This window comes from Candidatus Desulfatibia sp. (assembly GCF_036446775.1).
Lineage (GTDB): Bacteria > Desulfobacterota > Desulfobacteria > Desulfobacterales > UBA11574 > Desulfatibia_A.
Genome location: NZ_JAZFTO010000186.1, coordinates 1 through 24,065, shown reverse-complemented (window position 1 = coordinate 24,065; position 24,065 = coordinate 1). Strand labels below are relative to the sequence as shown.

Genomic DNA, 24,065 nt, shown 5'->3' with positions numbered 1-24,065 from the left:
AGATAGACCTGTAAGGGGTTATGATGATATAAACGTGGGTGAATATGCCGTATTGTCTGTATCAGACGGTGGTCCGGGAATATCACCAGATGACCTTGAGAGGATTTTTGAGCCGTTCTATACCAAGAAGGTGATGGGTAGAAGTGGTACAGGTTTGGGGCTGGCTGTTGTATGGAATGTTGTCCAAGACCTCAAAGGGTATTTAAATGTGATAAGTGACGAGAACGGCACAACATTTGAATTGTATTTTCCAATAACCAGAGATGAAGTGTCGGATAAGGATTTGTCCATACCCATTAACGACTACAAAGGAGACGGAGAGACGGTTCTGGTTGTCGATGATGTGGAAAGCCAAAGAGAGATAGCCTGTGAAATGCTGGATACATTAGGTTATAAAACTAAAGCCGTTTCCAGTGGCGAGGAAGCTGTTGAATATTTGACGGAACATACCGTGGATTTAATATTGCTTGATATGATTATGGACCCGGGAATAAATGGTCGTGAGACATACGAAAGAATAATAAAGCTGCATCCTAATCAAAAGGCTATCATAGCCAGTGGGTTCGCTGAAACAGATGACGTGAAGAAAGCTCAAAAATTAGGTGCCGGCCGATATATAAAGAAGCCGCTAACATTAGAAAAGATGGGCATAGCTGTTAGGGATGAGTTGAAAAAGTAGCGGTACAACCCCATCCTCACCAGCATGCCTGAACGGAGGTTGGAAAATTCTATATTTTGTGTTCGGGCCTCTGGAGCCAAAATTCACGATGTCTGCCTTTGAGACATCAAAAAATAAAGCCCCAAAATTTGCATGCTTGGGAAACGAAATCATCTATAACCTGGGTTTTGGCCCGGGTTTTTTATTCCCTCAAAACCCTACATTAGCCCTAAGCATAAATTAATATTGAGATATTGATTTTCTTTTGGTATCTTAAATTTAGTGAAAAAACCACGGGAGAATTGAGAGGAACTTTTTAATCCACAGATTTCGCAGATTACACAGATTGCAATGAATACGCGATGAAGGTTGCGGAATCTGTCGGGTTTAATTCCCCGCAGCTTGCTGCGTTAAGATAGAAAGTATCATTTGTTGATACCCCGTGGCTTGCCGCGGGGTCGTTCATCTTAATTTTTGTGATTCTTAACAGCCAACAAAAGAGATAGAGCTATGAAAGACCTGATCAAGCACATTGTGCAAGCATTGGTTGACAATCCGGAACAGGTAGAGGTCTCAGAGGTAGAGGGTGACAACGTTTTGGTATTAGAACTTAGAGTCGCTAAAGAAGATATTGGGAAGGTAATCGGGAAGCAAGGCCGGACTGCTCAAGCCATACGGTCTATATTAAGCGCTGTCTCTGGCAAGGTAAAAAAACGCATTGTCTTTGAAATTTTAGAATGATCTCGAGGGGAAAAAAACCACAAAATGTATTGATTTGGAAACTAAATCTGCTGATTTAATTAAAATTGTCTCAAGAAAGGAGAAGAAATATATATTGCGGCAAGTAAGGTGCCAAAGTTTGTTGCAGGAAAGGCTTTGAAGGAAGCTGTGAAATAATTTTTGTTCGTAGGTAAGCTTCATAGGCAGGGTCTTTGATAGGCCCTGCTTTTTTCGTTTTAACTCCACATATTGTATCTCGCCCGGATTTCATAAGGGTATCTCAATGTTATGATAACTGAATTTTTATTTTTAACACACCCTCTAAAAATTTAAGATTACGTTAACCAATCGCAACCCCAACCGATTCACGTCATGGCGCTTGTCTTAGACAATGAAATAAGGTAAAGATGTGCAAAACTTATGCAGTTTTGCCCCAAAATGCCCCAATATGAGGAGATACGGGCATAAAAACAAAAAAGGGGCTCCGGATATAAATATCCGAAATCCCTCTATAAACCTTGGAGCCGACGGGCGGATTCGAACCGCCTACCTGCTGATTACGAATCAGCTGCTCTACCAACTGAGCTACGCCGGCACAACAAAAAGATAAACGCTTGGTAGTGCTATATCAATAAAAATGCTGATGCCGATAAAATCTCGATTTTATATCTGTTTCAGATACTGGATACTGGCCTCTGGATACAGGGCAGACCTAAATTAAAAATAAGCACTATCCATCCAGTATCGAGCATCCAGTATCTGGTTGCCATAAGGGCACTTAGTTAACTATTCAAATAGGTCGCTTTTTCCGAGATGATTATCGGAGAGATCGTAGTTTGTTTATGTATCAAAATCAAGAAAAAATATCACTTGAATCTTTGATTGAGCAAATCCCCGGAAGGAGCAAAGGGATTGACTGCACCGGCCTTTCCGGGGCTGACAGGGCTTATCTTGCATGCAGGATATATAACAAACTCAGAGCCCCCCTGATTGCCATAGTTGCATCGACAAAAGATGCCGAGGCCTTTTTAGAAGACCTGCTGTTTTTTTCAAAAAAAACTAATACACCCATCACTTATTTCCCGCCCTATAATATTTTACCCTTTAAGGATTTTGCTTACCACAGCGAGACTGCCGCAAAGCGGATCCGCACACTTTATCTGCTGATAGCGGCTGCAGCGCCGCCGATGGTGGTGACAACCGTAGACGCCTTATTGCATAAAATCATCCCCAAACAAGAAATAATTGATTATGCCGAGCTTATAATGAAAGGGGAAGAGATCGACCGCGATCTTTTGGTCAAAAAGCTGCTATGCGGTGGCTATGTTCAATCCACGATCGTGGAAGAGCCGGGCGATTTTTGTGTAAGAGGCGGCATTCTTGACATTTTTTCACCACTTTACCCTGATCCTTTGAGAATCGAGTTGTTCGGAGATACGGTCGATTCCCTCAGATTTTTTTCTACGGCGGATCAGCGGACAACGCAAAACATACCCGAAGCCGTCATCCTTCCGGCCAAGGAAGCGATTCTGAAAACCGAGCATACAGATGAAATCATAACCCGCATAAGGGCGCAAGCTTCAACGCTGGAGATCCCTGTAACCAAGATCAGAGACCTGGTGAATCGGATCAAGAACGAAGGCGACTTTCCCGGGATCGATAGCCTGATTCCGCTTTTGTACCCCAAGCTCGCTTCCTTTTTTGAATATGTTCCGGAGCAGGCCCTTTATATGTTGATAGAGCCGGGGGAACTGGAAAAAGCAGCCGAAGAATTTCAAAAACAGACCTCCCATAATTTTATATCTGCGTGCAATAAAGACAGGCTTTGTGTTGAACCGCACAAACTCTATTTAGAGTGGACTCAAGCCAAAGAGATCCTCGGGCCCCAAAATCCCCTGGCGGTTAAGATGCTTCCCATGTCTACAGTGAGCCTGGAAGGCCGGCAATCTGCCTTTCAGGTTGAATTTTCAGTCAAAGACAACACTACAATCAGCCTGGAACTTAAGCGTCGCCGGGAAAAGGCTCTTTTATCGCCGCTGGCAAACTGGATCAATACTAAAAAGCAATCCGAAATTGCCATATTTCTCGTTTGCCATTCCAGTTTGCAGGCGGAAAGACTGAAATCCCTGTTAGCGCCCTACGGTATACAGCTAAGCTTTATTGAAAGCTTTTCAGATGCTGATCAAAGTAAAGGTCTTGCATACGTATGTCTGGGGCGGATTTCCTCCGGTTTTGTCTGGCCGTCCGAATCTGTGGCCGTTATTACAGAGGATGAAATATTCGGCGTAAAACACCGGCGGCCAAGGATGACCGCAAAAAAAACCAGAACCGAGCTTTTGGCATTTGAAGATTTGAAAAAGAGCGATCTTGTCGTTCATGTTGATCATGGTATTGGACAGTATCAAGGTCTCGTAAAACTGAAACTCAATGGATCGGCCAATGATTTTCTCCTTATTATCTATCAGGGTGATGACAAGTTGTATTTGCCTGTCGATCGCATGAGCATGATTCAGAAATACATGGGGGTTGACGGTATTGAACCTGTGCTGGACAAAATGGGCGGCAAATCGTGGGCCCGGGTTAAAGCGCGGGTCAAAAGATCGGCGGAAAAGATCGCCGGGGAGCTCCTCAAGCTATATGCTGAACGCAAAGTAAAAAAAGGTTATGCCTTTGGCGAGGTCGACAGGGAAGCACTGGATTTTGAAGCAGGCTTTCCATATGAAGAGACAGCCGATCAGCTGCGGGCCATTGAAGAGGTTCTGCAGGACATGAAGACGGAGCTTCCCATGGACAGGCTTGTTTGCGGCGATGTCGGCTATGGTAAGACAGAAGTTGCTTTGCGAGCATCCTTTACGGCCGCGTATAATGGTAAGCAGGTCGCCGTTCTGGTTCCAACGACAGTCCTTGCAGAACAGCATTTTGCGACGTTTGCCAGCCGGTTTGAACGTTATCCCGTCAATGTAGCCTGCTTAAGCAGATTTCGCTCGTTGCGAGAACAGCGCAACATCGTCAACAATCTTAAAAACGGACAAATTGATATCGTTATCGGCACGCACAGGCTTCTTCAGAAAGATGTGCTGTTTAAAGATCTGGGGCTTTTTGTAATTGATGAAGAACAGCGTTTTGGCGTCAGGCACAAGGAGAAGCTGAAAAAATTGCGCAGCACGGTCGATATTTTAGCCTTAACGGCAACCCCGATCCCACGAACACTGCATATGTCTTTGATGGGAATTCGTGACATCAGTGTTATTTCAACACCACCTGAGCATCGCCGCTCAATTATCACCTATATCTCTGAATTCGATGAAGCCGTTATTGTCGAAGCCATCCGCAAAGAGCTTGGCCGTGACGGGCAGATTTTTTTTGTACACAACAACATTCATAAAATATGGGCAATTGCCAAGTATTTACAAAAGTTGGTGCCCGAGGTCAGACTTGATGTTGCCCACGGCCGGTTGGATGAAAATGAACTCGAAACTGTGATGCTGCGGTTTATAAATCGAGAAATCGATATGCTGGTATGCACTACGATTATAGAATCAGGTCTTGATATCCCTGCGGCCAATACTATCATCATCAATCGGGCTGACAGGTTCGGACTGGGCCAGATTTACCAGCTGCGTGGCCGCGTGGGCAGGGTTGACGAACAGGCGTATGCCTATCTTTTTGTTCCAAGTGAAAGCCATTTGGGCAAGGATGCCCGGAAACGTTTGAAAGTGCTGATGGAACACAGTGATTTAGGTTCGGGTTTTCAAATCGCTATGAGTGATTTGAGGATCAGAGGAGGGGGAACAGTCCTGGGGGCTTCTCAGTCCGGCCATATTGCGGCGGTAGGATATGACATGTTTCTGAAACTCATGGAAAACGCTATGGCCGAGTTAAAAGGAGATGCCGTGCCTGAAAGCCTTGAACCGGAGATTAACATCGCCATGTCTGCGTTTATACCGGAAGCTTATATGGCTGATATCGACCAGCGTCTTTCGGCCTACCGTCGCCTGGCAAAAATGACAGAGCTTAAAGAGATTGCCGATTTGAAAGCAGAGTTGATTGATCGCTTTGGTGATTTGCCGCCTGAAACAGAAAACCTTTTTTTAAAAATTATGCTTAAAGTGCTGTCAATCAAGGCCGGTGTGAAGCGACTCGATCTTTCAGGCCGTCTGCTTTCACTCTGTTTTTCAGAAGCTCATCAAAAACAACCTGATGGAATCGTAGATTTGATTGCCGGGCAATCTAAGCGTTTTGAGTTTACGCCGGCCCAAGTGCTGAAATCCAAACTGTCAAAAGGATCGCTCAGCAGTCTTGTGTTTCAGACCAAAAACATCTTGAAAGAAATCACACAACGTGTTAACAACTGAATATTTATGTAAATTTTATGTTAAAATGTTGATGAATTCGTAAAAAATCGAATTCATAGGTGTTTGGTGTTTAGTATTTAGTGTTTTGTTTTAAATATATGCTGATATCTCAGCTTGTTAGATAACCAAACACTAAACACCAAATACAAAATACTATCGTAAAAAGGAAATTTTTACTTTTTACGAAACCATCAGTAATCAGCAACCTGCAACGAGTATCCTTTATCTATAATTAAGTTGACATTTTGAACTGCATCTAACATATTCAGCATGTTTTCGCAAATCGTTGGACCTGTATTTTTCTTAAACAATGCCAAAAGGATTTCCATGATTTTGATTATTGATTTTGGTTCCCAATATAACCAGCTCATAGCCCGCCGGGTGCGAGAATGTCGTGTTTACTGTAGGATCGACCCTCCTGATATCGATATTGATTATATCAAGAACCTTAAACCGGAAGGAATAATTCTCTCCGGAGGCCCATCAAGCATCTACGAGAAAGGCAGCCCCAAAGTTGATCCGGCGATTTTGAGTCTTGGGATTCCTGTTTTGGGGATTTGCTATGGTATGCAATTCATGGTCAGCGCTTTAGGGGGGGGCGTAAAAAGAACCAATAAACGTGAATACGGCTTTGCGGAGCTTGATATCAAACAGCAGACCGGGCTTTTTAAGGGTACCGGAACAAAAACCGACTGCTGGATGAGCCACGGCGATTCTATAAGCAAGCTTCCAAGGGGCTTTAAAACAACCGCTTCCACGAAAAATACCAAAATTGCTGCAACGGTTCATCCGAAAAAAAAGCTTTACGGCCTCCAATTTCATCCCGAAGTTCATCATACTCCCAAGGGCAAAAGGATGCTTCGCAACTTTCTTTTTGACATCTGCGCATGCAAACATACCTGGACCATGAAGTCCTATGCCCAAGAATCCGTTGCTCAAATCAAGACTGTCGTTAAAGATAAAAAATTGATCCTGGGCTTAAGCGGCGGGGTCGATTCCTCTGTCACCGCTTTGCTGATCCACAAGGCCATCGGGAAAAACCTTACCGGTATTTTTGTGGATAACGGTCTGCTGAGAAAAGATGAGGGTTCCAAGCTTAAAAAAACATTAAAGCAGCATCTTAACATTAATATCCGTTTTGTCAGCGCTAAGAACAAATTTCTTAAAGCGCTTTGCGGGGTAACTGATCCTGAAAAAAAGCGAAAAATCATCGGCAAAGTCTTTATGGATGTTTTTGAGGCTGAAGCCAAAAAGATTAAAGGCGCGGAATTCCTGGCCCAGGGAACCCTTTATCCGGATATTATTGAATCGCAATCGGCTTTTGGAGGCCCCACTTCGGTGATTAAATCACATCATAATGTCGGCGGTCTTCCAAAAAATATGAAACTGAAACTAGTGGAGCCCTTAAAATACCTGTTCAAAGATGAAGTCCGCCTGCTGGGCAAGGAGTTAGGGCTGGACGAAGACTTAATATGGCGCCAACCCTTTCCGGGACCGGGTCTTGCCATTCGCATAATCGGTGAAATCACCAGAAAACGCCTTTTTGTGTTAAGAGAAGTTGATGACATTTTGCTTGAGGAAATCAAAAATAGCGGATATTATAAAAAATTATGGCAGTCGTTCACCGTTCTGCTGCCAATCAAAAGTGTAGGAGTGATGGGAGATCAGCGAACATATGAAAACATCGTGGCCATAAGGGCGGTTTCCAGCAAGGATGCCATGACCGCAGACTGGGCCAAGTTGCCCCACAAGTTGTTAGGAAAAATTTCAAATCGGATCATCAATGAGGTTGGCGGAGTGAACAGAGTTGTATACGATATCAGCTCCAAACCGCCCAGTACCATCGAATGGGAATAGATACCAATGACGGAAAACGAATCTCCCAAATTCAGGATAAGACCGGACGATAATCCAGAAGCACAGTTTCAGGAGGATAAACAAGAACTTAAGATCGATAAGTTAAACAGACGCATTACCTTGATTACCATATTAATTCCCTGCCTGATCGGTGGAATCCTTTTTTTAGCGTACCGCGACATTCAAACGAGGGTCGGACAAGTATCTGATGCAGGCGCAACAGAGGTCAAGACGCTTTCAAAGGACTTGGAAACAAGCTTTTTATCGCTGTCGTCAAAACAGACCCTTTTTCAGGCGGATTTTGCTAAAAAGGCCGCGTCTATCGAAAAGACAACCGCTTCTTTACATAAAAGCTTGCAGGAAGCCGACACTGCCATACGATACATCAGAGCTGCCCGTAAAGCGGATAATAACAAAATGACCGCCGCCCTGGCGGCCATCAACGGCACATTAAAGACATTAACGCCCGTTCCCCAGGAACTTAAAAATATCGCTTCTGATATTAAAGCTGTTGATGGTAAATTTTCTAAAGAATTGCGGAATTTTACCCAGAACCTTGAAAACATAAAAAATAATCTTATAAAGATCCAGGCGGACGTCTTTTCTCTGGCATCAGTAAAAATAGATTATAAAGCTTTCGACCTGGCCCTGAAAAACCAACAGAGAAACTATCAACGGGCTTTGCAGCAGACCAAGCGGGATATCGATAAAAGAATCGCATCTCTGGAAAGTAAGATTCAAGGGATGGGTCCGGTTGAAACGCCTCCGAGTAAAAAAAGTCAGACAAAATCTTCCCAAAAGACAGCATCTGTTCCGCCGGAATCCGAGCCCGTTTCCGAAGATAAATCATTCCTGCCCAAACCCGGCTCATTTATCGAGCAGGATATCCAATAAAAGCCCCATTTCATAAAATCGTAATACGATTTTATGGTTGTTTTTTCTTTTTTCTTTGTGATCTTGTAACAGGTCGTTGCCTGAGCAGCACGTAGGTGGCCCCGGCCCCGCCGTCAAAAGACCTGGCGCTGGTAAAAGCGACAACCCACTTGCGCCAGGGACCACCGGTGAGCCATTCAACAACTTTGGTCTTCAACACCGGCTCTGCCGGGGAAGAAAGTCCCCGGCCGTGTACAATCAGCACGGCCCCCTTGCCGGTGGTAATCGCATCCTTAAAGAACTTATCAAAGGCATTTTTAGCACTTTTAACACCGAGACCGTGTAGATCGAGATGCGCCTGGATGGAGAAATCTCCCCGGTGCAGGCGTTTTGTAAGCTGCGGATGAACATTATAACCCGTACCCTCTATGTATTCAGGGGTATGCGCTACAACAAAACCTTCCCCATGTTTTACAAGCTTTTCAAGCTGCAAAAGAGTTTCAGCTTCGTAATCATGTTCAGGGGTTTGTGGCGACCGGGGTGCGGCGTCATGTTCTAAACAGTCATCGCGAGCGATGGGCTTAACGTCTGCCATGGCCATCACGAAAAGGTCATTTTCATTGTCGGAAGTCTTTTGGACGGCGGTAACATTTGCGGTTTCGGAAGGCCTGCGCGGCCCGGTAGTGATTTTCGCCGGAGATTTTCCGGAATTATCAGCAGGGGAGGCCGTAAGTTTGAAGGACTTGCTTTTAAGGAGCGTTTTCAAATCCTTAAACGGCCTGAAAACACCTTGCGGCTTGGAACCTTTCTCCCTGTCCACGGGATTGTATCCTTATTGTTACTTGGGTTAAGGTTTTGAACTTCAAAAAATATCCTTTTTCAGAACTCCGTTTTTATGCGGTTTTTGCGTTCAATCAGAACGATACCCGGGTTGATTTCAATAATTACATCGACCGTGACCAGCGGATTGCGGTAGGGTTTTTTCATGCCAAATCCCGGGGAAAAAATTATTTTATGGTTAGTTCGGTTTAAGCCCTCATACCACCCCTGTCTGCAATAGTCAAAATTTGCGGGAATTTTTTGGATTGACAGGATCAAGGGGGCGGATGTATCATGCGTTTACTTCTCACCTTGGCCTTAGTTTTAGCTCGATGAGGTGAATTTTAAACAATGATTAAATTAAATCCAAGCCTATGTCAAGGTACTCTGATTCCCCCGCTCCGTTCGGTGCAGCTTGAGGGAGTCAGTCCGATTAATGTCTTGTAAATATTAACATAGATGTACCAACTTTTTTATTTTGCCATCCGTCAACGCATTTGCCCTTCCTGAATGGCAGGTAAGGCAAGGTAACCAGTAGCATGTAAAAGAAGGAGGACTTTATGAAAAAGAGCACAGATAGAGCCATTTCCAGGCGGGATTTCATCAAGACTGCCGGTGCAGGAGTTCTTGCAGCGGGATTGGGACCTACCATTATCATTCCAAGACAGGCACACGCGGCCCAAAAGACATTAAAGATCTTACAGTGGGCCCATTTCGTACCCAATTATGACAAAAAGTGGTTCAACGACTTTGCCAAGCAATGGGGGGAGGCCAACGGAGTCAAGGTCACCGTTGACCATGTCCACATCTCCCAAGTTGTAGCCCGCACCTCGGCAGAACTGGCCGCCAGAGGAGGCCATGACCTCATTGAGTGGTTTGTTCCTCCGGCTCAGCTAGAGCCGAGCGTGCTGGACTTGACCGACGTGAATCAAGAAGCGGAAAGGCGATTCGGCAAGCAGCTCGACTTAGCCAAACGGAGTTCCTACAATCCGAACACCAAGAAGTATTACGGCTTTTGCCACGGATGGGCCATCGACCCGGGGGACTACCGTAAGAGTCTGTGGGCGAAGGTGGGCAAGCCTCAAGGCCCCGAGACGTGGGAAGATTTGATCACCTATGGCGGAGAGATTAAGGCCAAACACGGGGTGCAATTGGGCATCGGCCTGTCTCAAGAGATCGACTCGAATATGGCTGCCCGCGCCTTGTTGTGGTCATATGATACCGGCGTACAGGACAAAAATGAAAACGTGATCATAAATAACGAGCGGACAATAAAGGCTGTGGAGTTCATGGCCAGGCTGTATAAGGCGTCAATGACACCCGAGGTATTTGCCTGGGGCGCGGCATCCAACAACCGGGCCCTCATCGCAGGTAAAGCCTCCTACATCCTCAACTCCATCTCGGCCTATCGCAGCGGCCAAAAGAAAAAGCCGGAGATTGCCAAGGATGTCTTCTTCGTGCCGCCGCTCGCCGGCCCGCGAGGAACGCGCTGGGCCAGCGAGCACGTCATCTTCAACTACATCATTCCGAAGTACTCCAAGAATGTTGACCCGGCCAAGGAATTCCTGCTTGCTTTGGTGGAGAACTATGATCAGGCGATGTATAATAGCGAGCTTTACAATTCCCCCGCCTTCTTTGACACCCCCGTGCCGTCGGGCGACCGGGGTTATGCCCGCGTGCGGGGGGCCAAGAAACTGCGGGATCTGCACAATACGTGGTTCGACAAGGACCCCTTCGCCCTTGCGGGTGAGGCCACCGATAAATTGAAAGTCCTGAAGGAGGCAGAGAAATGGAGCACCGCCGTGGGTCATCCGGGACCGTCCAGTCCGGCCATCGGGGAGGTCTTTGGTACCTTCGTCCTGCCCAACATGATGGCTAATGCCGCTCGGGGCATGAAGCCTAAATTGGCAGTAGCACAGGCAGAAACATTGATCAAGGCGATTTTCAAAAAGTGGCGCCGGAAGGGGCTTGTTGGCGGAACCATGTAAAATGATGCTTGCGTCAACGGAGTCTTAGCGATAGGGACTGGAGGCCCTGGAAATTGCCGGGCCTTCAGTTTTGCTTTAAGCTAAGTACATGTATTCATAAATACGTAATCGAATTTACGAATTAGAGCACTAAGTAGCTTCTACCAGATGGAATTCACAATATAAAGGAAGGGATTGATGACTCAAGTTGGGACCAGAGGTCTTAAGAAGTATTTCGGCGAGGTGAAGGCGGTAGACGGCGTTGATTTAACCATCCACGAGGGGGAGTTCCTCGTGCTGCTGGGCCCTTCGGGTTGCGGGAAAACGACGCTATTGCGAATGATCGCCGGCCTTGAGCAGCCGAGCGCGGGCGAGGTTATTATCGGCGGTCAGGTCGTAAACGAACTGCCGCCTCGGGCCCGGAAGATCGCGATGGTGTTTCAAAGCTACGCCCTCTACCCCCACATGACGGTCTTCAAAAATATCGTCTTTCCTCTCAAAGCTCAAGGGGTAAAAAAGGATCAATGGCAGCAAAAAGTCGAGGCGGCGGCGTCCATGTTCCGCATCGAAACGCTGCTTCATCGCAAACCACGCGAGCTCTCCGGAGGGGAAAGGCAGAGGGTGGCCTTGGCCCGGGCCATGGTGCGTGAGCCCAGCGTGTTTCTATTTGATGAGCCGCTGTCAAACCTCGACGCCAAGCTCAGGAATTCGGCCCGATATGAGCTTAAGCGGTTTCAACAGGACATAGGAACCACCACCATTTATGTGACCCATGATCAGGTGGAGGCCATGGGGCTGGGGGACCGTATTGCCGTAATGGATTTGGGCAAGATCCGGCAGATCGACACGCCCCACGAAGTATATCATGAGCCGGCCAATACCTTTGTAGCCAGCTTCATGGGGACGCCTCCCATGAACCTCATCCAGAGGAATAATGTTCTGGTGGGTTTTCGTCCCGAAAATTTTCTGCCCAAAGAGATATATGATGTCAGCGCCGATCTGAAGAGCTTCCGGTTTTATGTGCGACGGGTTGAGCATCTGGGATCGGACCGGCTTCTTTACGGTTTTCTGAAAAACGACGGGGATGAGGAAGACACTGCGACCATTGCCAAGGTTCCTCTCAATGTGTCTGTTCCGATCAAAGAAGGGCAGGTTTATGAATTTGCTGTCCGGACCCAGAATATCAAGCTTTTCGATAGGGCGACCGGCCTGCGCACTGAAAATGACGGCATTTAAGAGGAAACGATGGGAGCTAACGGAAATAAACAGGAATTTACGGGCCGCTTTCGTCATATTTGGGACCGGGAGCGGGTGATAGCCCCGCTTTTGATAGCCCCTGCTATTCTCTATATTGCGGTTCTGGTAGGAATTCCGTTTTTCATGGCCATTTACTATAGCCTCAGCGACGCCACCATCGGCGATCCGACCCTCAATTTTGTGGGCTTGAGGAATTTTCAGGATGTTCTCATGGATCCCGTCTTCCGCCAGTCGTTGAAGAACACGTTGATCTTCACGTTTGTTTCCCAAATATTTGTGCTGGTGCTCTCGAAAATCCTGGCTCTGGCCCTTCTCCAAGATTTTCGAGGGAAGTGGCTGGTGCGGTTTCTTATCCTCATGCCCTGGACGGCTCCCATCGCCCTGGGGACGCTCGGCTGGCTGTGGATGCTCGATTCCATCTTCAGCCCCATTGACTGGATGCTGCGTTATCTGGGTCTCCTCGGCACCCCCGGTGCCATCCTCGGGGCCAATTCCAATATGTATTGGCTGGGGGTGCCGGCCCTGGCGATGTTTTCCGTTATTCTGGTCCACATCTGGCGGATGCTTCCCTTGTCGACCGTGATTCTGCTGGCGGGCTTGACGGCTATTCCCCAGGAAATTCTCGACGCCGCCGAGGTTGATGGAGCGGGGTTCTGGCGCTGTTTGTTCCAGATCACGATCCCGCTGCTCTTTCCGATCCTCGCCATTGCATTTCTTTTTGGGATCGTCTTTACCTTCACCGACATTGCCGTGGTGTATGTGCTTACCCAAGGCGGGCCGATTCACAGCACCCAGGTATTGGCCAGTTGGGCTTTTTTTAAAGGGATCGAAGCGGGAGATCTGGCCCAGGGCGCGGCCGTCGCTGTATTTCTATTCCCGGTAATGGCGGGTGTGGCGGTCCTCATCCTCCGCTTTGCACGTCGCACGGAGGTGACATAATGGCGAGCTTAAAACGATTGGGAAAGCGGGGATTTTTGTATGCCGTTGTGAGCTTTTTCGCCCTGTTTAGCGCATTTCCTTTCTTCTGGATGATCATCACCTCGTTCAAAAGCACCCATGATCTCTATACGCTGGAGAACAATCCTTTCCTCTTCAACGAGCCCCCAACTTTGGAGCATCTGCACCATCTTTTCTTTGATACCTTATTTGTCAAATATCTCTTCAACACCTTTTTCGTCGGGCTGATGGTTGTGGTCATCACCCTGGTCCTCGCCGTACCGGCCGCCTACAGTCTGGCGCGCTGGGCGGGACGCTGGGGCGAAAACCTGGCCATCTGTATCTTTCTGACCTATTTAGTGCCGCCCACGCTTTTGTTTATCCCTCTCTCCCGGGTTATCGGCGTTTTAGGGCTTCAAGAATCGTTGTGGTCTTTAATCCTGATTTATCCTACTTTCACCATCCCCTTTTGTACCTGGCTTTTGATGGGTTTTTTCAAATCTATCCCCCGCGACATAGAGGAGCAAGCCCTGGTCGATGGGTATAGCCGCATTGGGGCCATGGTGAGGATAATCCTGCCCCTCTCAATCTCCGGGCTCCTTACCGTAGTGGTCTTTGCCTTTACCCTGTCGATGCACGAGTTCATTTACGCCCTGGCCTTTATCTCCAGCTCATCGCTAAAAACGGTAAGCATCGGGGTGCCGACGGAGCTTATCGGGGAATTTTTCGAGTGGGGCCCTTTGATGGCCGGAGCCCTGATCCCCAGCATTCCCGTTGCCATCCTGTACACCCTCTTCCTCGATCGCTTCATCGCCGGCTTTACCCTGGGGGCGATCAAGTAGGTGCCGAACGTTCTGGGAATACCCCTTAGGTCCAATTGTTCACGGCAAGCTAACAGTCTCTTTATTGACTTAATCTCCGATTTGGGCTGAAATAAAACAGTTTGCGTATCCGGATACCGCCGGTGGTGTTGATATGAGACGGGCAACGGATGAAAGCATGGAAATCGGCTCGGAAAAGTGGAAACAGCTGATCATTGACGGCGCTAAAGATTTTGATATGCGGTTAAGCCGGAATCAAGCCCGGCAGTTTGCCGTCCACGCTGGTTTGCTGTTGAAATGGTCCCGCAAAACCAACATTACGGCCATTACAGACCCCTTGGATGTTGCCGTGAAACATTTTTTGGATTCACTAATCCCGGGTTCGCTGATATCACCGGGGGCCACAATGCTGGACATCGGATCAGGCGCCGGTTTTCCTGGAATTCCGCTGAAAATCATGATACCCTCACTGCAGGTTACGCTGATAGATGCTTCCCGTAAAAAGATCAGCTTTTTAAAACATGCGATTCGAACCTTAAATTTTGAAAACATAGAAGCCCGTCATGTGAGGGCCGAAGATTTTGCTAAAGAACCTGCTGCTGCAAATTGCTTTGATGTCATTATAAGTCGCGCGCTGTCGTCCATTGAAGATTTTGTGTCAATGGCAGCTCCCCTGCTGGCAAAAGACGGGGCTATTATGGCCTTAAAGGGTCCTGATTTGCAGCAGGAGATCGAAGCTCTTCGAGCGCAGATCGATACACATACCGGACTATTGAAAATCGGGAATGTTCTATATTCTTTAAGGGTGGAAACATACACACTCCCGTATCTTGAATCACAACGGTCGCTTATTATTTTTAGAAAGGTTTAAATTTGATACAGGAGGGTCTTATGAAAACTTCTTTTCCTTATCGCTCGGCGATGCGTCTAACATGCCTGGGGACGGCGTTGCTTGCTCTGTTTTGGATTGTCCCTCCAAAAGCTGATAGCCAGACCACCCGCGCCGTTCAGGTGACACCCGACAAGGAAAAACGCTCCTTGATTCGGTCTGTGGACGGTTATGCTTTTCTTTCTGAGGATATGACCCTGGCCGAAACACGAGCGGCGGCATTTGCCAATGCTAAACGGCAAGCGGTTGAAATGGCGCGCACGTATATCCAGTCCAAGACCAAGGTCGAAAATTTTGTGATCAAATCCGACAAGATCACCGCTTCGGCCGAAGGAGCTGTGACGATACTGGAACAAAAAGACCATGGCGTTGAAGACAATACGCGCTATCACGTCTGGATCAAGGCGGAGGTCGAATACGGAATGGAACCAAAAGGGCAGGGGGCTAAGGGACATGAAATGGATGCGGACGGCCCCTTGACGGTTAAAGTGTGGACGTCCAAAAAGCAATATAAAGACGGTGACAATATCAACATATTTGTCCAGGGGAATCGTAATTTTTACGCCCGGATCGTAAACATTTCCTCGGATGGTACGATTATTCAGCTTTTGCCCAATGCATATCGAAAAATCAACTTTTTTGAGGCCGGCAAAATTTACAAGATTCCGGACCAGGGCGATCTTTTTTCACTGACGGTCAGCCCCCCCTACGGTGAAGATCAGATTGTCGTTTATGCCAGCCAGGTTCCCTTGGGAAAAGTAGATATGGAAGAGGTAGGTCAGGGATTATCCCGCTACCGGGGAACCCGCGCGGCCTTTGCCGCAAAGACCCGCGGCATCGCCGTCGTGGGCGGTGCCGCTGATACTGGATCGGGAGCTGAATTTTATGAGGCTGCCTGGAAAATCAGAACCGGAAGATAGGATAACATACATGCAAGTACCGGCAGCTATTATCACATTTGCTCAGAGCGAAAAGATTAAATCCGGTATCATCTGGGTTACTCAGACACTTAAAGGATGAAGGATTGCTTTAAAGAGATTATGCAAAAGTCTGCCACTACAAACCCTTCTTTTTATCCGGATCAGCCGCAGGTGGCGGTGGGAGCCATTGTATTTAAGGATGACAAAGTCTTGCTGGTTCTAAGGGCCAATCCGCCGGCAGAAGAACAGTGGGCCATTCCCGGCGGTAGAGTGGAATTGGGAGAGACCCTCCCGGAAGCCGCGGAGAGGGAGATTAAAGAAGAGACCGGCATTACCATTCGAGCCCGTGAACCTATTTTTACATTTGATGTTATTGATCGCGATGATGCGGAACGTGTGCGGTTCCATTATGTAATTGTCGATCTGGCGGCTGATTATATTAGCGGTGAACCACAACCGGGCGATGATGCCGTGCGCGCCCGCTGGATTTCTCCCGAAAAGCTGAATACGCTGCCGGTCAGCCCAGCGACTTTGAAACTATTAAGACAGCGCTTCAATTTCGGGACATAATCCCGAATTGCACTTAATATCGGAATTTGTAGCATGAGCACTTCGGACTTGCTTAAAGCGCTGAACTTTTGGGCCTTCGCTACGGCCGCGGCGCGTTCTCCTTGCGCATTTCTGTGATACCGGCCCACAGTGGAATTGCCAGAATCAAAACGCCTAAGGCTGCGGTTCCGTACCAACGGGCAAACATATAGGCATAACCGCTGATGGTGATGCCAATGGAACCTCCAAGGTAGTAGAATAGTACATATAAAGAGTTTGCACGGCCCCGGCTGGCGGTCAATTTGCGGTTGAGCGACCCAACGGCGGCGGCGTGTATTGTGAAAAAGCCGGCACAAACCCCCAAAAGACTAACTATAATTACAACCAACGAGTGGATCAGCGTAATTCCGATGGACAGACCGAAAACCAATACACCCAGCAACATGGTTTTGCCGTTGCCGATACGGTTGCAGAGATTACCGGCCAGCGGGCCGACGATAATTCCGGAAATGGATGCCAGGTACATCATCGTAATGATTGTGGTGGAGGCCTCAAAAAAAGGCCCCGAGAGATAAAAAGGCAGGTAATTAAAGATCGAAGAAAATACGAAGAAAGCCCCGAAGACCGCAATGTAGATGCGCATGAGATCCGGTCGTGAAAGCAGGGCGATAAAACCCGCGGCTTCGGTTTCAATCTCGCCGCTGCCTTCTTCCCGGGGCAGTAGACAAACCGCTGCGATTGTTGCAGACAGGAGCAGAAAAGAAGTAATCCCAAAAGCATAGCGCCAGTGCAGTACCTGGTGGATCCAACCTCCGAGCAAACGGCCTCCCAGACCGCCGGCAACCGTGGCCGATACATAAGATCCCATCACAACGTTGAGTCGTTCTTGGGGTAAGTTTCTTGCCAGATAGGCTGCCAGGCAGGTTGTCAAGGATGGGATAAAGAGCCCCTGTATAAATCGTGCGGCAACCAGAAGGGGCAGACTGCGGGTTATGCTGCTGAAAAGGCCACACCCCGTAACTACCAACCCGCCTGTTAAAATGATGGGTTTGATTGGATAACGATCCACTAACTTGCCAAACGGCAATGTGGAAAGAGCGATACCGAGGATAACGAATGAAATGGTAAATGACGCCCGGGTTTCGGTAATCCCGAATTCTCCTTGCAGCACGGGCAGTACGGGCTGAAGAATGTAAATAGTACTGAAAGCCGCGGCCACTAAATAAAATACTACGGCCTGAAGGCCTAATCCGGTTACGTCCGGACGTTTTTTGTGTAACTCAAACATTAGTACAAATAAACTCAAGGTACGATTATTCTGGATTTTTCTTTTTGCTGCATTTTCCTTAAATTTTCCAGCATCTTTTCAATGGAAATTTTCATGGCTGCCGGGAATTCTTCCATGGCCTCTTTCAGGTTCTTGGCCTCCAACGGACTTTGAATAGGCAAGGGTCCCTGGGGGGTCATCAACTGCGTGTGCCCTACGAAAATCGGTTTGCGGCTTTTATCTTTAATCCCGTTTGGTTTTACCGGCGTCAGGCGGCGGATGGAAGCCATATCGAGATCAGTAAAGGACTCCTCAAGGTAAAGGTTGTTCTGATTCACCTGTAACTCAATTGCATTAATTTCGTCAGCACTGTGCATGGTTCATCTCCTTTTCTATTTTGTCCTCTATAATGCTATCTAATTTTGACTTCAACTGCATTTTTTGCACTTTTTTCCATTGTACTAATATTTCGAGTGGAATTTTAAGCAAAAAAAACCCTGGACGCATAATGAGGGCGTCTATGCCTGCATCTTCGTCCATTTGTCCGAATCGCTGGGTGCTGTCAAGAATAAAAGGAGACTCATAGAATTGCCTTGGGTATATCTCCATCGCGTTTTAATTGCGATAGGTTTTTGCCGAACCAGATATGGGCTGCTTGAACCTTTTCGTCTTTTGTGCTGGTTATAATTTCTTGGATTTTTCGGTGTACTTTTTGAAAGGCGTTCAACCACAAAAAAATATATTGTTTCTGATCTTCAGTCAGATTTATATCCTAAACCATGATCATTTAAGGAATGAAGGAAATCACTCAGAAGAGTAAAATCAATCATATCAACCCGATGCGGTTCTATGAATCATAATAATAATTGGTATGGCAATGCTTAAAATAAACAATAGCCCTTCATATGAGATCCAGGCCTCGAATAGAGATTTGCCTTCTCTGCGTACGTTGACATATTCAGCCAAAAAGCCCAATCCCATTACTAACCAAAGTGTTAAAATCGTAACGATTATTGTCGGCGTATTCATAGCTTATAATCCTTATTTATTTGAGAATGCACAGATTATTTACAGATTATTACATTACTATTTAACTTAATAATATTCAAGTCCATTTACCGTTTGGAAACGCCGTAAAAGTGTGGTATCTGACTTTTGAGGCTGCATTGAAGGGAGAGTAACCGTTCACAGGCTCAGGGGTTCAGAAATTTGAACCCTGAACTTCTGAACTCTGAACCGGTGAACGCCTACAAGGGAGATATAATGGGTTTATTTGGAAAAATTGTCGGCGGTACTATCGGATTTGCATTGGGTGGTCCCCTGGGGGCCATTGCCGGTGCGGCGCTTGGTCACGCGCTTGATTCCGATCAACAGCACTACCACGTCGGGGGGCAGCCCCGGCTTTCAACCGGTGAAGAGGCCCAACTGACCTATTTTGTCGCGGCCTTTTCCATGCTTGCCAAACTCGTTAAAGCCGACGGCCGAATCTTAAAAGCAGAAATTGATGCTGTTGAAAACTTTATGGCGCACGACCTGAGTCTGGACCCCGAAAGCCGGAGAATTGCCAGAAATATATTTAATGCCGCTTTGGAGTCTCAAGAAAGTTTTCACAATTTTGCCGCCCAATTTTACAATCAGTTTCAAACTCAATACCAGATGCTTGATCTAATGATCGATATTTTGGTCAGAGTCTCTGTCGCTGACGGGACGATCAGCGCAAGTGAAGAAAAACTTATTCTTACGGCTGTAAGAATATTCAACTTCAGTGATGAAAAATACAGACAGCTTAAGTCGCGATATGTTAAAGATTTGGACAAGTATTATGCCATTCTGGAATGTAACCCCAATGATTCAAATGAGCACATAAAAAAACAGTTCAGAAAGCTTGTTTCGGATTATCATCCGGACAAAATCGCATCAAAAGGCCTGCCGGACGAGTTTACCAAATTTGCCAGTGACAAATTCCGTGAAATCAAAGAAGCCTATGAAGTGATCAAGAAAGAGAGAAGAATTACTTAGTGCAGACCTCGTTATTTACATTATATAAATGACCGTAGATCTTTATAGGCCATGGGATTGCATATAAATTGGACATCAGGTCGGTCTGGGTTATAAGGTTCCGGGTTCCCGGTTCAGGGTTAAGCGCTTCGCGCTTTTTTCCTTAACCATTAATTCCATTGGGTTAATAACATGGGTGGATCAACCTCTGAACCTCTGAACCGTGAACCTTTTAACCCAACTCCTGGGCTGGAAACGGAGTTTTTTGTCCAAAATATTACACCATGATACGCTATAACTTACGATGTCTGTGCCTGTAGAGATAGGGGATCTATATAACAAAAATACTGTTGGGTCAAGTATTTCGTTGCCGGCGCGGTTATACCACCAACAGCCGTCTTTGACATTCGCACAGCCGCCGCCGGATGATTTCCTTTAGATTATCCCGATTTCTTTTTAGCCCTAACAGCGTCGATCTTTTTCCCTAACGCTCGTAGATGGCTGCACAACTGGGACGCTTTTTGATAACGCTTCTCGCGGTCCTTTGCCAGGGTATTGTTGATGATGGTTACAAGCGGTTTTACAATTTTGGGGTTGAATTTTCTCGGGTCCGGATGAGGAACATTCATTATCTGGTTCATCAGGGCCATAGGATTTTCGCCGTGAAAAGGGAATTCGCCGGTAAGCAGCTGAAACAGCATGACCCCGACTGAAAAAATATCCGATCTTCCATCGACCTTTTCACCGGCAAACTGTTCCGGTGACATGTAGTACGGTGTCCCCTTGACTACGCCGGTCTGGGTCTGGGAGGTTGCCGCGATCCTGGCAATACCGAAATCGGTAATCTTTACAACACCTGTTTTCAAAAGCATTATGTTGGCCGGTTTGATGTCGCGATGAACGATCCCTTTCTGGTGTGCATAATCCAACGCATCGCTGAGGTCGGCGATATAATCAATTACTTTGCGCATGGGCAGGAGTTTATCTTTTTTGGTATATTTATCCAGGTCTTCACCTTCTAAAAATTCCATGGCGATGTAAGCCAGATCCTGTTCATCACCGGCATCGTAAATGGTTACGATATTGGGATGCGAGAGCGTCCCGGCACTTTCAGCCTCCCGAAAAAATGCTTCTTTCATTTTCTCGGCTTCTTCGGGCTCGAAGTCATCGCTAAACCGCACGGTCTTGATGGCGGTGGGCCTGTTAATGCGCGGGTCCTGGCCCAGGTAGACAATACCCATGGCACCTTTGCCTAATTGTTTGATCACTTCATACCGGCCCAGGGTCGGGCGGGTATCGGTAGTGCCGGACAAAAGTTCGTCTCCTGGAGATCCGCCCAGGAAACCGTCACCGAATATCATGGTCTCGCTGGTCTGAACTAACTTTTTCTTACGCTCAACTACATCTTTAAATTTGGCATCATGTTCTTCAATATATTCAAAAACGGAAGCCGCTTTATTATATTGCCGTTTTCTTTCGTAGTCCAAGGCCAGGTTGTAAAGGACATCCTTCATTTCGTCGTCCACCGGCACCCGGCGCAACTTGTCAAAGGCCATGTCCAGCATCCCCTGGCCTTGAAATGAAAGCCCCAGCATTCGATTGGTTTCAGCTGATTCGCCTTCCACTTTCTCTTTACGGGTTTCGGTTACAAAGTATTTTATACTGACCACACCGATGTACCCCAATACAAGCTGTAAAAGGGGATAAGTGACCCATACCCAAAGACCGTTTGATACAAATAAATAAGTCGATCCCCCTATAAGGGTAATCAGCAGAATAAAAAAACCAAGACCCGCAAGCCCGGCTTTTAATTTCGGCAAAACAAAGGTGATTATCAGCCCTAAAACAAGTATCATCAAAAGCTCTGCGGATGAAACCCAGGAAGGCTGTTTAATAAACTTTTTATTAAGGATGGACCAGATGGTGTGAGCAGTGAGTTCCCCAACAGGCATGGTCGGATCGGTGGGTGTGCTGAGCGGATTCATGATACCCGACGCAGATGCGCTTACCAAAACAAGCTTGTTTCTAAAGACGTTAGCAGGGATCTTGTCATTGATGACGTCAAAAAAGGAATAACTCTTAAAAGAACCGCGGGGACCCTTGAAACTGATCATCATCTCGGTACTCCAGGTCGTCGGAATCTTGAGGCTGCCCAGATAGACGGCCGAACCCAAAACAGCCCGTATTTTGCTGTTCGGAAGGTTAAGATACTCGGCGGCCAGTTTTACGGTGTATGCCGGGATGTAAAGCCCGCGATATTCGTATAAAAGCCGCTCACGCCGGGCTGTTCCGTCCATGTCATAACCCAGGTTTATGTGGCCGATTCCTGTAGCTGCCTTGAAAAATGCATCAATGGGCAGGGTTATCTCATCAGCCATGGGGACACCCAGCCCGTCAGGATCGCTAACCATCAGGATAGACTGATCTATAAGACTCTTGTTGGTTTCGGGCGGACCCTTAACACCCGTTGCCGATGCTTTGAAAAAGACAGGGAGAACGACTTTGCCGGCGGCCTGTAGCGAGGCGGTCAGTTTTTTATCGTTATCCAGTTTTTCTTCGGCACTGTTCATGGCATTTAGAAACATTTGCCCCTTTTTACCGGCCTGGTCTAAAACAGTTTTGGAAAAAAGAGCCTCCAGGTCCCTTAACACCTTTAGACCGGCACTCTCTTCGGATTCACTTAGAATAAAATTAAGCCCGACAACTCTGGGCTTGCCCATACTTATCTTATTAAGGCCCTGGGCTAATAGAGAACGGGGCCAGGGCCAACGCCCCAGTTTTTCAATGGAGTCATCGTCAATATCTACGATGACGATATCACTCGGACTCTGGGGATCACTCCTCAACTCCATCATTAGATCGTAGAACTTGAGTTCCATTGTGTCGAGAAAATCGATGCGCAACAACCCCAACAGCAGAAAGATAACTGTTACACCCAGGCCCAGAGCTTTTGCTGGATGTCTTTTGAGAATGCCCATATTAAATCCCCCGGCTTCCTAAATCTTTAACCTCGATAGAGCGTAAGCCAATAGAAAAAAAGCTGTATACTATACAAAGTAAATACTATAGTTGCATAAAATTATGTATTCGATATAGTCCGTTACAACGAAAACCATTGCCAGTATTGGCTGATTCTGGATACTGGATACTGGTTCCTGGATACTGGATGTTTTTGGACTTCACTATTAGAGCATTCCTAAATATCCAGCATCTAGCATCCAGCATCGATCTCGTAAAAGCGACTGCCTTACGCCTATCCTCATAATTAGCTATACAGATTAATGGTCGTTAGGGTAAAATCTTGATTTAGTGTAGCGTCAAACATCATATCTGCGGGTCTTATCATCAAATTCGACCTCTTTCACCAAAGCAATGCTCTGAAACTCTAAGATTGTTTGCGGTGCAAGCTGTATTTTTGCACCACTACTCAGGGTTATCCCGCCCGCCAATATTCTCTTGCCGTCGACCTTGATACCATTTTTGCTGCCCAAATCACGGATACGGAACTCGCCGTCCTCAAAGTAGATTTCTCCGTGTTTCCTCGAAACCGATTTGTCAGGAATGCAAATATGATTGTCGCTGCTGCGCCCAATCAGCGTGATACCGGTAACCTTAAAACTTTTTCCGGGCTCAAGGCATTCGCTCTTGACTACTTTAACCGAAGCGGGCGGCATTGCCGGCGAATCCTGATAATCCTCCATGAATACGGTTTCATCTTCTATATCCTCTGAAGGTCCCTCATCAGGAAGCATGGTTTCGTCCGGCGTACCTGCGCCCGCAACCGTTTGTCTTTGTTTGCCGAGAAACCACCAGGCAATCCCGCCGGCAAAGGCCAGCAGTAAAACGAGTCCGGCAATCCAAGTACTGGCAGGCTTTGCCTGTTTGCCTTCACCGGCGGCCGTCACTGGCGGCGGTGCCGGTCGAGTCAATGGCGCCGCCACTTTTAGAGTCATCTCGGCTGATCCGGTCCGTCCGCTGACGTCAATGGCTTCGACACGCAAGATATGGAGTCCGCCGGGAAGTCCGGCTGTATCCCAGTGAAAAATATCAAACGGAGCAATGGCACGCTCTTCTTTTAGGCTGGCATCTACATAGTATCTTACTTTGGCAATCGCTCCTTCCGGTTTGATGCTTGTTTTTATCTTTACAACACCTTTGACTTGGTCGGCTGTGCCCGGT

At 47.1% G+C, this 24,065-nt stretch carries 19 protein-coding genes, 1 tRNA gene and 1 pseudogene; 14 read left to right on the top strand and 7 right to left on the bottom strand.

Going from position 1 to position 24,065, the window contains the following annotated elements; all coding sequences use genetic code 11:
• From V3S16_RS09250 to V3S16_RS09240, 3 genes and pseudogenes are all read left to right on the top strand, one after another.
• A partial coding sequence (locus tag V3S16_RS09250) for a response regulator (protein ID WP_413884397.1) occupies positions 1-679 on the top strand: 679 nt, incomplete at its 5' end.
• Positions 680-1,168: 489 nt separating this feature from the next.
• Complete coding sequence (locus tag V3S16_RS09245) at positions 1,169-1,399, top strand: KH domain-containing protein (RefSeq protein ID WP_413884396.1); 231 nt, start codon at positions 1,169-1,171, stop codon at positions 1,397-1,399.
• An 84-nt stretch (positions 1,400-1,483) separates the two neighbouring features.
• Positions 1,484-1,555, top strand: a pseudogene (locus tag V3S16_RS09240) (DNA-binding protein HU); the annotation flags it as partial.
• Between the two features lie 342 nt (positions 1,556-1,897).
• Here the strand turns inward: V3S16_RS09240 and V3S16_RS09235 are convergent.
• Positions 1,898-1,973 (bottom strand) — tRNA-Thr (locus V3S16_RS09235).
• A 247-nt stretch (positions 1,974-2,220) separates the two neighbouring features.
• Between V3S16_RS09235 and mfd the strand changes: the two genes are divergently transcribed.
• The 3 genes from mfd to V3S16_RS09220 all read left to right on the top strand — a co-directional run bounded on the left by mfd (position 2,221) and on the right by V3S16_RS09220 (position 8,484).
• The gene (mfd, locus tag V3S16_RS09230; RefSeq protein ID WP_413884395.1) at positions 2,221-5,733 is read left to right on the top strand and encodes a transcription-repair coupling factor; all 3,513 of its coding nucleotides are present in this window, start codon (positions 2,221-2,223) and stop codon (positions 5,731-5,733) included.
• 327 nt (positions 5,734-6,060) lie between these two features.
• Positions 6,061-7,590, top strand: a complete 1,530-nt coding sequence (guaA, locus tag V3S16_RS09225) for a glutamine-hydrolyzing GMP synthase (RefSeq protein ID WP_413884394.1) — start codon at positions 6,061-6,063, stop codon at positions 7,588-7,590.
• A gap of 6 nt (positions 7,591-7,596) precedes the next feature.
• Positions 7,597-8,484, top strand: coding sequence for a hypothetical protein (locus tag V3S16_RS09220; protein ID WP_413884393.1), 888 nt, complete (start codon positions 7,597-7,599; stop codon positions 8,482-8,484).
• Positions 8,485-8,515: 31 nt separating this feature from the next.
• Here V3S16_RS09220 and V3S16_RS09215 read toward each other — a convergent pair whose 3' ends face one another.
• Positions 8,516-9,283 carry a Smr/MutS family protein gene (locus V3S16_RS09215; RefSeq protein WP_413884392.1) on the bottom strand — a complete coding sequence of 256 codons (768 nt, stop codon included), beginning with the start codon at positions 9,281-9,283 and terminating at the stop codon, positions 8,516-8,518.
• Between the two features lie 559 nt (positions 9,284-9,842).
• Here V3S16_RS09215 and V3S16_RS09210 point away from each other — a divergent pair.
• The 7 genes from V3S16_RS09210 (at position 9,843) to V3S16_RS09180 (ending at position 16,642) form a co-directional block, all read left to right on the top strand.
• Positions 9,843-11,270, top strand: coding sequence for an ABC transporter substrate-binding protein (locus V3S16_RS09210; RefSeq protein WP_413884391.1), 1,428 nt, complete (start codon positions 9,843-9,845; stop codon positions 11,268-11,270).
• 177 nt (positions 11,271-11,447) lie between these two features.
• Positions 11,448-12,485, top strand: a complete 1,038-nt coding sequence (locus tag V3S16_RS09205) for an ABC transporter ATP-binding protein (RefSeq protein WP_413884390.1) — start codon at positions 11,448-11,450, stop codon at positions 12,483-12,485.
• A gap of 9 nt (positions 12,486-12,494) precedes the next feature.
• Positions 12,495-13,445 carry a carbohydrate ABC transporter permease gene (locus V3S16_RS09200; protein ID WP_413884389.1) on the top strand — a complete coding sequence of 317 codons (951 nt, stop codon included), beginning with the start codon at positions 12,495-12,497 and terminating at the stop codon, positions 13,443-13,445.
• Positions 13,445-14,284 (top strand): carbohydrate ABC transporter permease, encoded by an 840-nt coding sequence (locus V3S16_RS09195; protein WP_413884388.1) that lies wholly within the window; start codon positions 13,445-13,447, stop codon positions 14,282-14,284. The genes V3S16_RS09200 and V3S16_RS09195 overlap by 1 nt, the downstream gene beginning before the upstream one ends.
• 133 nt (positions 14,285-14,417) lie before the next feature.
• Positions 14,418-15,134 (top strand): 16S rRNA (guanine(527)-N(7))-methyltransferase RsmG, encoded by a 717-nt coding sequence (gene rsmG, locus V3S16_RS09190; RefSeq protein WP_413884387.1) that lies wholly within the window; start codon positions 14,418-14,420, stop codon positions 15,132-15,134.
• A 20-nt stretch (positions 15,135-15,154) separates the two neighbouring features.
• Complete coding sequence (locus tag V3S16_RS09185; RefSeq protein WP_413884386.1) at positions 15,155-16,072, top strand: DUF4384 domain-containing protein; 918 nt, start codon at positions 15,155-15,157, stop codon at positions 16,070-16,072.
• Positions 16,073-16,192: 120 nt separating this feature from the next.
• On the top strand, positions 16,193-16,642 hold the full coding sequence (locus V3S16_RS09180; protein ID WP_413884385.1) for an NUDIX hydrolase: 450 nt from the start codon (positions 16,193-16,195) through the stop codon (positions 16,640-16,642).
• A 79-nt stretch (positions 16,643-16,721) separates the two neighbouring features.
• On the opposite strand, the gene V3S16_RS09175 is transcribed toward V3S16_RS09180, so the two are convergent.
• The 3 genes from V3S16_RS09175 to V3S16_RS09165 form a co-directional block, all read right to left on the bottom strand.
• Positions 16,722-17,909 (bottom strand): MFS transporter, encoded by a 1,188-nt coding sequence (locus V3S16_RS09175; RefSeq protein WP_413884384.1) that lies wholly within the window; start codon positions 17,907-17,909, stop codon positions 16,722-16,724.
• A gap of 14 nt (positions 17,910-17,923) precedes the next feature.
• Complete coding sequence (locus V3S16_RS09170) at positions 17,924-18,265, bottom strand: cytoplasmic protein (protein ID WP_413884383.1); 342 nt, start codon at positions 18,263-18,265, stop codon at positions 17,924-17,926.
• 454 nt (positions 18,266-18,719) lie between these two features.
• Positions 18,720-18,917: a hypothetical protein gene (locus V3S16_RS09165; protein WP_413884382.1), complete on the bottom strand. Its 198-nt coding sequence runs from the start codon at positions 18,915-18,917 to the stop codon at positions 18,720-18,722.
• Positions 18,918-19,151: 234 nt separating this feature from the next.
• Between V3S16_RS09165 and V3S16_RS09160 the strand changes: the two genes are divergently transcribed.
• A complete protein-coding gene (locus V3S16_RS09160; protein ID WP_413884381.1) occupies positions 19,152-19,907 on the top strand; it encodes a TerB family tellurite resistance protein in 756 nt (251 codons plus the stop codon).
• Between the two features lie 419 nt (positions 19,908-20,326).
• On the opposite strand, the gene V3S16_RS09155 is transcribed toward V3S16_RS09160, so the two are convergent.
• Both V3S16_RS09155 and V3S16_RS09150 read right to left on the bottom strand, forming a co-directional pair.
• Positions 20,327-22,864, bottom strand: coding sequence for a CHASE2 domain-containing serine/threonine-protein kinase (locus V3S16_RS09155; protein WP_413884380.1), 2,538 nt, complete (start codon positions 22,862-22,864; stop codon positions 20,327-20,329).
• A gap of 339 nt (positions 22,865-23,203) precedes the next feature.
• Positions 23,204-24,065, bottom strand: an 862-nt coding sequence (locus V3S16_RS09150; RefSeq protein WP_413884379.1) for an FHA domain-containing protein, incomplete at its 5' end; no start/stop codon positions are given.